General features: G+C 38.1%; 11 protein-coding genes, 1 tRNA gene and 1 pseudogene. 7 read left to right on the top strand and 6 right to left on the bottom strand.

Going from position 1 to position 11,349, the window contains the following annotated elements:
* The first annotated feature begins 2 nt into the window (after positions 1-2).
* From secF to AC0VZ4_RS18025, 3 genes are all read left to right on the top strand, one after another.
* Positions 3-950, top strand: a complete 948-nt coding sequence (secF, locus tag AC0VZ4_RS18035) for a protein translocase subunit SecF (protein ID WP_007375995.1) — start codon at positions 3-5, stop codon at positions 948-950.
* Between the two features lie 132 nt (positions 951-1,082).
* Positions 1,083-2,867 (top strand): EAL domain-containing protein, encoded by a 1,785-nt coding sequence (locus AC0VZ4_RS18030; protein WP_475440345.1) that lies wholly within the window; start codon positions 1,083-1,085, stop codon positions 2,865-2,867.
* A gap of 17 nt (positions 2,868-2,884) precedes the next feature.
* Complete coding sequence (locus tag AC0VZ4_RS18025; protein ID WP_475440344.1) at positions 2,885-3,694, top strand: substrate-binding periplasmic protein; 810 nt, start codon at positions 2,885-2,887, stop codon at positions 3,692-3,694.
* A gap of 121 nt (positions 3,695-3,815) precedes the next feature.
* Here the strand turns inward: AC0VZ4_RS18025 and suhB are convergent, their stop codons facing one another.
* Complete coding sequence (gene suhB / locus AC0VZ4_RS18020; protein WP_007375998.1) at positions 3,816-4,619, bottom strand: inositol-1-monophosphatase; 804 nt, start codon at positions 4,617-4,619, stop codon at positions 3,816-3,818.
* Between the two features lie 234 nt (positions 4,620-4,853).
* On the opposite strand from suhB, the gene AC0VZ4_RS18015 reads away from it, so the two are divergent.
* Complete coding sequence (locus AC0VZ4_RS18015) at positions 4,854-5,270, top strand: VOC family protein (RefSeq protein ID WP_096793846.1); 417 nt, start codon at positions 4,854-4,856, stop codon at positions 5,268-5,270.
* A 321-nt stretch (positions 5,271-5,591) separates the two neighbouring features.
* On the opposite strand, the gene AC0VZ4_RS18010 is transcribed toward AC0VZ4_RS18015, so the two are convergent.
* Positions 5,592-6,257 carry a LiaF domain-containing protein gene (locus AC0VZ4_RS18010; RefSeq protein WP_033030818.1) on the bottom strand — a complete coding sequence of 222 codons (666 nt, stop codon included), beginning with the start codon at positions 6,255-6,257 and terminating at the stop codon, positions 5,592-5,594.
* A 315-nt stretch (positions 6,258-6,572) separates the two neighbouring features.
* Here AC0VZ4_RS18010 and AC0VZ4_RS18005 point away from each other — a divergent pair, with 315 nt between their 5' ends.
* From AC0VZ4_RS18005 to AC0VZ4_RS17995, 3 genes are all read left to right on the top strand, one after another.
* Entirely contained in the window at positions 6,573-7,139 is a 567-nt protein-coding gene (locus AC0VZ4_RS18005) for a BON domain-containing protein (RefSeq protein WP_007376001.1), read from the top strand.
* 64 nt (positions 7,140-7,203) lie between these two features.
* Positions 7,204-7,362: a YqaE/Pmp3 family membrane protein gene (locus AC0VZ4_RS18000; RefSeq protein WP_002957822.1), complete on the top strand. Its 159-nt coding sequence runs from the start codon at positions 7,204-7,206 to the stop codon at positions 7,360-7,362.
* A gap of 279 nt (positions 7,363-7,641) precedes the next feature.
* Positions 7,642-7,718: transfer RNA gene (locus AC0VZ4_RS17995), tRNA-Ile, on the top strand.
* Between the two features lie 146 nt (positions 7,719-7,864).
* Here AC0VZ4_RS17995 and AC0VZ4_RS17990 read toward each other — a convergent pair.
* The 4 genes and pseudogenes from AC0VZ4_RS17990 to istA all read right to left on the bottom strand — a co-directional run bounded on the left by AC0VZ4_RS17990 (position 7,865) and on the right by istA (position 11,265).
* The gene (locus AC0VZ4_RS17990) at positions 7,865-8,524 is read right to left on the bottom strand and encodes a hypothetical protein (RefSeq protein ID WP_475440343.1); all 660 of its coding nucleotides are present in this window, start codon (positions 8,522-8,524) and stop codon (positions 7,865-7,867) included.
* A gap of 211 nt (positions 8,525-8,735) precedes the next feature.
* A pseudogene (locus tag AC0VZ4_RS17985) lies at positions 8,736-8,868 on the bottom strand (transposase); the annotation flags it as partial.
* Between the two features lie 79 nt (positions 8,869-8,947).
* A complete protein-coding gene (gene istB / locus AC0VZ4_RS17980) occupies positions 8,948-9,703 on the bottom strand; it encodes an IS21-like element helper ATPase IstB (protein WP_290210805.1) in 756 nt (251 codons plus the stop codon).
* Between the two features lie 11 nt (positions 9,704-9,714).
* Positions 9,715-11,265, bottom strand: coding sequence for an IS21 family transposase (gene istA / locus AC0VZ4_RS17975; protein WP_475439695.1), 1,551 nt, complete (start codon positions 11,263-11,265; stop codon positions 9,715-9,717).
* Positions 11,266-11,349: the final 84 nt, after the last annotated feature.

The raw sequence follows: 11,349 nt of genomic DNA, 5'->3' as shown, positions 1-11,349 counted from the left end.
ACATGCAAATTTTAAGTTTGGGTAGTAGAACCCTTCGTTTCATGTCTCTTCGAAAAGTGGCTATGGGTTTTTCGACGTTACTAATTTTAGCGTCGTTTGCATCAATTTTTGTTAAAGGCTTAAACTTTGGTTTAGATTTTACAGGCGGTACTGCTGTAGAAGTTGGTTTTTCACAACCTGCTGACCTTAAAAAAGTACGTGATGCGCTAGCTGAAAATGGCTTTTCCGATGCATCGGTACAATTGTTTGGTTCAAGCCAAGAGATTTTAGTTCGCTTAGCGCCACGCGGTAGCGATGTAAAAGCGGAAGTAATTGGTAACCAAGTAATCGACGCACTTAAAAAAGCAGACGACAGCGTAGTAATGCGCCGTATTGAGTTTGTAGGCCCAAGTGTAGGTGAAGACTTAAAAGAGCAGGGTGGCCTGGCCATGTTAACTGCACTTATTTGTATCTTAATCTATGTTGCATTTCGCTTTGAATGGCGCTTCGCTGTGGGTGCGGTAGGTGCACTATTACACGATGTTATTATTACTGTAGGTTTGTTTTCTATATTAGGTTTAGAGTTTGATTTAACTATATTGGCGGCAATTCTTGCGGTAATTGGTTATTCACTTAACGATACCATTGTTGTGTCGGACCGTATTCGTGAAAACTTCCGTAAAGTACGCATTGACGACACAGTTGAAATTATTGATATTTCACTTACCCAAACACTTAACCGTACACTTGTAACATCAATCACCACTATTTTAGTATTGATTGCCTTGTTTGCATGGGGCGGACAAACTATTCATGGCTTTGCAACTGCATTGTTATTTGGTGTGTTTATTGGTACTTATTCTTCTATTTATGTTGCCAGCTCTGTTGCACTTGCAATGGGCGTAAGCAAAGAAGATTTAATACCAGAAGTAATTGAAAAAGAAGGTGCAGACCAAGACGCTATGCCGTAATGGTTGTGTAACTGTTAAAAAAACCGCTCTGTTGAGCGGTTTTTTATTGCGTGGCGTTTATTTCAGTGCAATAAAATTGTAATACAGGCTTGCTACTTTATTATTCTTATCAAATTATAATTAGAGTCCGACGTGACCGTACAACACAAAGTTTTAGAATATATTTTAAATAATGCTGAAATAACGACATTATTTCAGCCTATTTTTAATATATCTAATCAAAGTATTATTGGTTACGAAGCGCTCAGTCGCGGTCCTAAAAATAGTCCACTTGAAATGCCGAATAAGTTATTTGAAGTGGCTCATCAGCATGCATTAATTTCAGAACTTGAATTATTATGTCGCTCTAAAGCAATCGAAAACTTTGTAAAATTAAACCTCCAAGGCAAGCTCTTTTTAAATGTAAGCCCTAAAACTTTACTCGATCCGTGTCACCCCAAAGGCGAAACGTTGCATTTAATTGAGCAATTTGGATTAGCTGCGAACAGAGTTGTGATTGAGGTTACTGAGCAAGAGAAAGTTGATGATGAGTTTTTACTTTTAAAAACAATTGCTCATTATCGAGAGCTTGGTTTTACCATTGCTATTGATGATTTAGGCGCTGGCTACTCAGGGTTAAAGCAGTGGTCTGAGTTATGTCCAGATTTTGTAAAAATAGATCGCTATTTTATTGATTTTTGTGATGAGAGTGATGTTAAAAAAGAGTTTTTAAAATCAATCACTATACTTGCTAAAGCAACTAATACAGCCGTTATTGCAGAAGGTATTGAGCGTCCGGAGGAGCTGGCGTTAGTTGAGAGCTTAGGCATTAGTAACGTACAGGGATTTTTACTCGAAAGGCCCAGTTTACGACCAAGTTATGACTTTAGTTCTGAGCAAATACAAGCACTAACATTTAAAGCAAAGGCGCTCTGTGAGCAATCAATGGCAATAGGGTATCTTGCTTTAACTCAGTCAGCAATTGATAGCGAAACACGCTGTAAGGATGCTCACAAGCTATTTGAGCAAGACAAATCAATTATTAGTATCCCAGTATTAAATCAAGATGACCAGCCAATTGGTTTACTTCATAAAGATCAGCTAACGGAAGTATTTGCGGCCCCCTACGGGCACGCACTTTATGATAAACGCCCAGTTACAGAATTAATGGACAAGCAACCATTAGTCGTTGACGAGAATCAAATGCTTGATGTCGTAAGTAAGCAAATAACAGATCAGGATTTTGATATACGCAGGCATATAGTTATTACACGCAATAATAAATACTTGGGATTAGCGCCACTGAGAGATATTTTAAAACATATTACCGAAGAAAAAATTCGCCACGCACAGCACGCTAATCCGCTTACTATGCTACCAGGTAATGTTGCTATAAATGAAGCTATAGAGCAAAGGCTGCGTAATAAGTTAAAATTTTCATTAGCTTATATAGACCTAAATCACTTTAAACAATTTAATGACTTATATGGTTATGCCAGCGGTGATAGTGTAATTAAATTATTAGCTGATGTAACAGTGCAAGCTTGCACAAACAGTGCTAACTTTGTAGGACATATTGGCGGTGATGACTTTATGGTTGTGTTTGACCAAAGTGATGCAGTTACAATTTGCAATACAATTATTGAACGGTTTGAATTGCAGTCACAGCTATTTTTTACTCCTGAGCATATTAAAAGCAAGGGATACTGGGCTACAAATCGCGAAGGTGAAAAGCAATTTGTCCCTTTACTGACCTTATCGATTGGTTTGGTTGAACCTGATTTACAACAGTGTAAAAATAGTCATCAAGTAGCTGCATTAGCGACTGATGCTAAAAAAGAGGCCAAACGATACCGTCATAGCTATCTTTTTATCTGTAAGCGAAGAAGGCCTACACCAGCGGTGGTGCGTTTAGCAAATAGTAAAAAGGTAGTTTAACAAAGTAGGTGATTATTATGTTGCCATTTAAGTATCTGGTTAGCGTTGTAAGCTTGTTTGTGTGTAGTGCTATAGCAAGCGAAGTCAATATTATTAATGTCCCTCAAGATCAACACTCGCATTTTACGCGTGACGACTACCTCAATGAATTACTCTCAAAAGCACTTATCAGAGCAGATTACTCAGCTGAAATAAATTTAGTGCCAGTTCACCCTCATCAACAACGAAACCTTATGGCACTTGATGGGAGCTCCCTTGATTTATATTGGAGTATGAGTAGCCCTGAGCGAGAGTCGTTGGCGATTGCAATTAAAATCCCTTTATTTAAAGGGTATATTGGTAAAAGAGCACTGCTTACGAATACAAAAAATGTAGATAAATTTAAAGGTATTACCTCTGTTGAGCAATTATCAATGCTTATTGCAGTGCAAGGTCATGATTGGCCTGACATGCGGATATTAGTTAACAATGGACTAAGTGTTAGGCCACTTTCTAATTTAAACTCGATGTTTGCATTAACAAGTCAGGGGCGGATTGATTATTTTCCGCGCTCATTCATCGAAGTTAATTCAGAGCTTATGGATTTAAAAGATAAGAATTTAGTAATAGTGCCAGATTTATACATTAGCTATCCAACTGGGCTTTATTATTTTGTCTCAAAAAATAAACCCGAACTGGCTCAAGCGATTGAAAAAGGGCTTAAGATCATGCAAAAAAATGGTGAATTTGATGCGCTATTTTATGAGTATTTCGCGACAGAGCTTAATTCATTACCTTACACAAAAGGTAAAACAATAGAGCTTAAGCTTGATAACGCTTATTTTTAGACACAAAAAAAGGAGCCTGAGCTCCTTTTTAGTATACTGTTGTACCAATCTACTTAGGTAGGGAAATTTAATTCGTTAAATTGTTCAAATACTTATGCAGATTAGTATTAGTAGCATTAAATTAGCGAAGTAACGACTCAGTTAATACTGGGCGAATTTCACGAATAATCGCTTGAGTCAATTTTGGTGAACCACAGATGATATTACCGCTGTGGCTATAGTTATTACCACCAGCAAAATCTACAACCATACCGCCGGCTTCTTTAACCATTAGTTCGCCCGCTGCAGAATTCCACGGTTTTAAACCAATTTCAAAAAATCCATCAACACGACCCGCTGCAACGTATGCCATATCTAGTGCAGAACAACCTGCGCGACGAATATCAGCAGTGTGTACAAACAATGCTTTAAACGCTTCAGTGTATGCATCCATGTGGTTTTTATTTTTGAAAGGGAAACCAGTAGCAAGTACAGTGCCCGCAAGAACGGTAGTTTTGCTTACACGAAGACGTTTGCTGTTAAGTTGAGTGCCTTGACCACGAGAAGCAGTGAAAAGCTCACCACGAATTGGATCATAAATAACAGCTTGGTCTAAACGACCTTTAACTTTAAGTGCGATAGAAACCGCGTAATGAGGGATGCCTTTGATGAAATTAGTTGTTCCATCGATAGGATCTACAATCCATTGGTAATCATCATCCTTGCCTTTATGCTCACCTAACTCTTCACCAACAATCGAGTGAGTTGGGTAAGATTGTAAAATAGTGTCACGAATTACGGCTTCAGCTTCTTTATCAATGTTAGTTACTAAGTCGTTAGCGCCTTTTTGTTGCACTTCAACTTTTGATAAATCTTCACTTGCGCGAAGTAAAATTTTGCCTGCGTTACGCGCAGCGCGAACCGCAATGTTTAACATTGGATGCATGGAGTTACCTTTGGGTTGTAAAAGAACGTTTATATATTTCAGCCGGCGTATTTTAGCGATTTCTGCCATAAAGTAAACAATAAACCCTAAATACTTTTGTGTGTTTTTTATACTTTATTGTTCTGCATATATATTTGCGGCTGTATAAAATTTAAATAAATCTAAAAAACCACTTTACCTAAAGTTAACTTGAGGTTTTATTGTGTTTGCATACTCAATCAAGAAGGACACATTATGTATTTAGAACATGTCAATTTAGTGGTTAATAATATTGAGGATATGATTAAATTTTATCAAGCGGTATTCCCTTATTGGTCAATCCGAAGTGAAGGTAGGGGCACTTGGCATGGTAAACCAAGGCGCTGGGTGCATTTTGGTGATGACACACAATACATTGCAATGAGCGATCATGGTGAAGGTGAAAACCGAGATTTAGCAGGCCATCAATTAGGTTTAGCGCACTTTGCTTACGTTACCCAAAATTTAGATGCAGTAGTAAAGCGTTTGCAACAAGTTGGTTTTAAAATAGATAAACAAGGCGGTGACAACCCATTTAGAAAAAATGTTTATTTTATCGATCCGGCTGGATTTGAAGTAGAGTTCGTAGAATATTTAAGTGATATACCAAGCGAGCGGAATAACGATTTATAATAAAACGTCAGGCAGTAACTTAGGCTTATTTATCTTTCGAAGTTGAATTTTAAGCCGTGTGTTTGGTTTTTAGTAGAACACACCTATGTGGTGTGCTTATTCCCTATAAATAGTTAATAACAACGTATAAATGCCAAACACAGGCTAACGAAAGGCCCTACCTAGGACTGCAGTTAGCACTGAAAATAGTTGCTTGAGATAGATTTATTATCCAGAGTTCAGGTTATTTAGGTTACAAATCTCGGGCAGCAATTAAACGCACCTAATCAAGGCAATATCTGACCTTAAAGGCCAATCGACTCTAACGTGCTGCTAGATAAATTATAATGAGCGGTTATTATTAACGCCAAGTTGTGTTTTTAGCTCGTTTGCAAAGCTCATAAACTTCTCTTTTATGGTGCGTTTTATTTTAACTTCAACCGACCCCATTACTGCTTTACCTTCAATATGAATAGTGGGTCCTTGGCGCTTGTTAAGCGATACCGACTTGTTTTCAAGGCTGCTTAAAATACAAAACATTTTAGAGACTACATTTACATGCTCTGGCACATAAATTTCATCGCTACCAAAAATACAGTTAACGTGAATCGTTACATTTTGATGGGTAAAAATGGCATCAGTAAAATCAAGCACTACAGAGCCCATAAAATTGGTTAAGTATATATTTTTTGGCACAACCCATTGGCCGCTGCGCTCGTTAGAACCCAAAATGCTGCGTAGCGTAAAATCATCATCGCTGTTTTGCTGTGCACTATAATGTGGAGTAAATTGCGATTGTTTTTCTGCTTTATATTGCTGATCGGTATTAAGTGTTAAGTCTTCAACTAGGATTAACAAAGCTTCATTACTACTTGCATCCATAGCCTCATCTAAGCGTCTTTCAAATGCATCCACTGAAATAACGCCATGGCTGTAATTATAAATTAATTGATCTATCACTTGTTCGCGTACCTGCTCTATTGGGCGGTCTTCAACTTTTACAGACATGGGTATTCCTTATTATATTTACTATTGGTGGTGAGTAAGCAAACGGCGTACCAAATATAATTTCAATAATTATCAGAGGCTTAATTTTTCAGTCTGTTTTTAGTTTTGTTATATTAACGATAGATTAACCAAAACAGCAATTATCTAGCTATTTTCACAATGTGAGAAAGTTTTACCGATGAGTCTGTAAATAGTTACACGGCTATAACATGAAATGAGTTAATTTAAATTCCAACCCATTGAATTTAAATGTTAAATTTAGTTGGCCTAAAGTTCGCATTAGTTAAAGTGTCTTTAATCAAAAGGAGAAAGATTATGAAAACATTTAACAAATCTATTATCGCGGCTTTAGTTCTTGGTACTACGGCTATGAGTGCCCAAGCAAACAGCTGGGAAAACGAAAGTAAAGATGCTTGGATTGATGGTAAGGCAGAAACAGTGCTACTTATGAACACTAATCTAAACAACTTTGACATTAACACTGATGTAAAAAATGGCAAGGTAGTACTTACAGGTAAAGTTGATAGCGAAATTGAAAAAGAGTTAGCAGAAGAACTTGTACTTAGCCTAGATGGCGTATCCGATGTTGAAAACAGCCTGACTGTTGTAAAAAACATGGATACCAAAAACACAGACAAAGACATGATGGATGATGGTGATAACGACCTAACAGACGCTAAAATCACCACCGTAATCACAACACGCTTCCTATTTGACTCAGAAGTTGGTGGTACAGACATAGATGTTGATACCGATAACGGTATTGTAACTCTAAACGGTTCTGTAGAATCTGAAGCTGAAAAACAGCTAGCGGTTAAAATTGCCAAAAATGCTGAAGATGTGCGCGACGTGGTAGATAAATTATCTATCGTTGCTGAATAATGCACTATACTCAAAGCCCAGTGAATCTGGGCTTTTTGTTTTTTAATTTTAAAGGAGTTAAGTTATGGATATCATTCGTATAATATTGTCAGTTTTATTACCGCCACTAGGTGTATTTTTGCAAGTAGGCTTAGGTATGCATTTTTGGTTAAATATTTTATTAACACTGCTAGGTTATTTCCCAGGGTTAATACACGCTATTTATATTATTGCTAAAAAGTAACGTTGTGTTATTTGTATTATTAGTTGTGTAAGTCAATTTTAAATACAGCTTAAAGAGGCACTTTTAATTGGCTTGCATGAATCCCTTCTCTTAAATTCCTCATTTTTACACATTACTCCCTCATAAAAGATTACTATTTAAGCAGTTAGCTTACTGATTGTTAAAATAAAGGTTTTTAGTAGTGACAAGCTCTCAAAAAGTTTTTATACTGCAACCCGCTTTAGTCGCTCTGTGACTGAACGCTTCAAAAATTAACTGCCTAGCAGTTATATAAAAGTTGGCCCCTTAGCTCAGTTGGTTAGAGCACACGACTCATAATCGTTAGGTCCCCAGTTCGAGTCTGGGAGGGGCCACCACTTTTACAAACTTTCCAAGTAAACACCTACTAACAGAAATTACCCTGTGCTACCTCTGTGCTACTTTTAATTATACTTATTAACTGGGTTGGGCTAAAGCGCTTAATACAAGAAAAATATTTATCGAATAAAACTACCTTGACTGCTTATACATCACCAGAAACATCGATAACTACAACTTCAATTGCATCTTTTAGTTGCTCACTTAGAGATGCCTCCAAAGCAGAGGCTAGTTCATCAACTGATTTAGGCTTATAATCCTTATAGTTTTTTGTGTTGGGTATCTTTCGTTTTGAGTCTAACCCGTACCAAAAAACTAAGAATATACCTCTCCCTGAGCGCTCTGCGTGTTTCATATATTGTTTGTATAATTGGTCCTTGGGTGCATCCCACAAATCAGGGTGATAGTGTCTCTTAATTTCGATAGGCAGTTTAAGATGCTGCTCTGTATAACTGCAAGCTATGTCAGCTCTTTTGTTTGCAAATTGAAGGTCTTCAGGCTCTGAGCTTATATAGTTAGGTAGTTTATTTCTAAGGAGTGTTAATAAAGCATCTCTTCCCTCATTTTCAGGCTTAGGATTAACTAACTTTCCGTATTGATCTACATTCCAAAATTGCTTATGAATATTAGCATTATCTGATTTAATAACTTTAGCTAAGTCATTTAAATGAGCTGACACTAAGGAAGATAAGTCATCAATATTTGATGGCTTTTGATTAAACAATGTATTCGCAGCCCCCTTCCATGATGGCTTTTTAAAGCTTGCTTCTCTATATAGCTGTTCAGAGTCATGAATTGCTGCCATTAATGTTTGATTGTATGTATTAAACTCAGGTTCGCTGAGCATACCTCTAAGAGCATTTCTTGCCACCGGAAGTGGAATCGATGCTAGTTTAAATATTGCATCTTTAACTACAGCAGAAGCCTCATGATCATTTCTATTCCCTGACCAACCACTTTTTGGTCTTGGAGTATTTACAAACCGTCTTGCAAACTCATTAGGGGCTGTTGATCTTTCACATTGGTAGCCAAATCATTGCACATGCCAGCGCTAACATACTCTCAAACTTGTAATTTCAATTTATCGTACCTTGTCGCTATAGCACGGAAGTGCTTTAGCCTTGCAAAGGCATTTTCAACTAAATGCCTGCGTATTCTCATGACTTTGATCACCGATTCTCATCAGCTTTGATCACCTGATTTATCATTTTGTAGAGCCATTTTTAAATTAGCTTAACTGATCATCATCAGTCAATTTATTTAACTGTTTTCGTATCGATTCTCCTTTTAAATTCAACTTAATCGAACCATGAATTAGCCTATCTAAAATGGCGTCAGCATGGGTTGATTCTCCAATCATCTCATGCCAGTTTTCCTGCGGGAGCTGACTTATAATTATGTGTGATTTATACCCATACCGCGCATCGATTAATTCGAGTAAGTCACCTCGTTGCTGTGCACTCAGTGGTTCAAGCCCCCAGTCGTCTAAGATCAGTAGATCATACTTTATTAACTTCGCCAGTAATTTCCGGTAACTACCATCTGCTTGTGCTAGAAACAGGCTTTCAAGTAGTTCTTTTAATCGAATATAGTAAACGCTTTTTCCTTGTAGGCAGTGCTCATGCCCTAAGGCACATGCGAGGTATGTTTTTCCACAGCCTGTTGCCCCGGTGATTAAGATATTTTGATGTAAGTTCAGCCAGCTATTTTGGCTTAAGTTACGTATCTGTGCTTTTTCTATATTACGTGCCGGTGAGTAAATCAGCTGATTTAACTGAGCCGGTAAGCGGAATTTAGCGTGTCGCACGAGCCGGTCGATTTTTCTTTGCTCACGCGTGTCAATTTCATGTGTTAGCAATAAACTGATGCGCTCTATAAAGCTTTGCTCTTGGTATAAGTTAGGCTGCTCAAGCTGCTGCTTTAATGCGTGTTTTATACCGGATAACTTGAGTAGTTGAAGTTGTTGGTTAATGGTGTCTATCATGATTCATTTCCTTAATGGTAATACTGTGTGCCGCGTATGTTGTCATGCTTTATTGGCTTTTCTGGCTCTGTTTGCTGTGTGGGTAACGGTTGTTGATCCAACCCTTTCTTCAGCATCTGCTTTATTGATTTGAGTGTTGTCGTATTCATTATGATTGCGCGATAACACGCTTGATCAAGCCGTTCTTTTGAATAAGTTTTAGCTAAACTTAACACCCCTAAACAGGCGCGATAAGCGTGCTCGGGGTGACGCCGTCCACTGAGCTGTAACTCAATAACTTGGTGAGTATACTCCCCGATACTTAATGCCCATGAGCGTAAATTTATCGGTGACTGCTCATGCTGTTTTTGATGCGCCAGAGGCATATGATGAGACTGTGTTGTATGCCCTCCTAAACGATGTGAGCGCGGATGCTGTGCGATTAAGGTATCGTCATGATAAAGCTGTACTAGCTGATTGGTTATGTGTGCGCGTAATTGTTTCTTAACCCACTGATACGGCACACTGTAATAATGTTTTTCTATTTCAACATGATAATCAATGTGTACTCGCACCGTTTTGATTTGTGTATAGTGATAGGGCTTTTCAGGCAATGGCTTTAATGCGCTTTTATCCACCATCTCAAATAGCTGTTTACGTGACTGTTGATATTGCTTCATGACCTTATTGTTCATTACATCAAGTAGCTTTGCTATTTCTTGATTTAGATGCGCTAAGCTGTAGAAGGTTTGCTTGCGTAGACGTGCCATGATCCAACGCTCAACAATTTGTACACCGACTTCAGCCTTCGATTTATCTTTGGGTTTATAAGGTCTAGCCGGTATGACAGCGACATTAAAATACTCGGCTAATTGATGATACGTGGGGTTTAAATCAGGCTCGTAGCGACAGGGTTTACTAACGGCGCTTTTTAAGTTGTCGGGAATAACAAGCTCTGGAACACCGCCTAAAAATGCAAAGCAACGGGCATGACTCATCACCCAATCTTCAAGTTGTTGACTATACGTTGCCTCAGCATAGGTATAATTTGATGCGCCGAGCACGGCAACAAACACTTGAGCAGGTCGTGTTTCCTGTGTTGTAGGGCACGTGATGGTCAGCGTAGGGCCACAATAATCCACAAACAGCTTTTCACCGCCTTTATGATGCTGACGCATCGACAACCGTTGTTTTCCTAACCATTGCCGGTAGGCGCGGCAGAAGTGGCTATAGCTGTAATAAGGCTCACCGACTTTCTCACACAATTCATCGAAGACTAACTGCAACGTCAAATGTTTGTGCTGCTTTAAATCCTTATTGATGGTGAGCCAGTCAGGTGTTGGGTATCTTTTTTGACGGGTTGAGAAGTCCCTGATTTTTGTATTAAGAAAAGTACCGTGTTGTTTATCTTCAGGTAACGGCCATTGGTTTAACCCTAACTCATTGGCCTTTTTAACGTAATTAGCCACAGTGCCAGGGGAGATATTTAAGCTTCTAGCAATCTCTCGATGGGATAATTTTGCTGAATATTTCAGCCGTAAAATAGCATGTAATTTACTCATAGATATAGGTCTTGTTGACATTATTGTTATCCTCATCAAATGATTTAGATAACGGTTTAACATACCTACAAAAATGATAAAACGTGAACTCGGTTACGAGTGGCA

The organism is Pseudoalteromonas sp. QJM3NY_22 (assembly GCF_056173065.1).
The sequence above is the reverse complement of the archived record's forward strand: the minus strand, read 5'-3'. Positions and strand labels throughout refer to the sequence as shown.

Bases quoted from the DNA above. Each gene is read 5' to 3' on its own strand.
- secF (WP_007375995.1), top strand. From the start codon at position 3: ATGCAAATTTTAAGTTTGGGTAGTAGAACCCTTCGTTTCATGTCTCTT.
- AC0VZ4_RS18025 (WP_475440344.1), top strand. From the start codon at position 2,885: ATGTTGCCATTTAAGTATCTGGTTAGCGTTGTAAGCTTGTTTGTGTGT.
- suhB (WP_007375998.1), bottom strand. From the start codon at position 4,619: ATGCATCCAATGTTAAACATTGCGGTTCGCGCTGCGCGTAACGCAGGC.
- AC0VZ4_RS18015 (WP_096793846.1), top strand. From the start codon at position 4,854: ATGTATTTAGAACATGTCAATTTAGTGGTTAATAATATTGAGGATATG.
- AC0VZ4_RS18010 (WP_033030818.1), bottom strand. From the start codon at position 6,257: ATGTCTGTAAAAGTTGAAGACCGCCCAATAGAGCAGGTACGCGAACAA.
- AC0VZ4_RS18005 (WP_007376001.1), top strand. From the start codon at position 6,573: ATGAAAACATTTAACAAATCTATTATCGCGGCTTTAGTTCTTGGTACT.
- AC0VZ4_RS18000 (WP_002957822.1), top strand. From the start codon at position 7,204: ATGGATATCATTCGTATAATATTGTCAGTTTTATTACCGCCACTAGGT.
- AC0VZ4_RS17990 (WP_475440343.1), bottom strand. From the start codon at position 8,524: ATGGCAGCAATTCATGACTCTGAACAGCTATATAGAGAAGCAAGCTTT.
- istB (WP_290210805.1), bottom strand. From the start codon at position 9,703: ATGATAGACACCATTAACCAACAACTTCAACTACTCAAGTTATCCGGT.
- istA (WP_475439695.1), bottom strand. From the start codon at position 11,265: ATGTCAACAAGACCTATATCTATGAGTAAATTACATGCTATTTTACGG.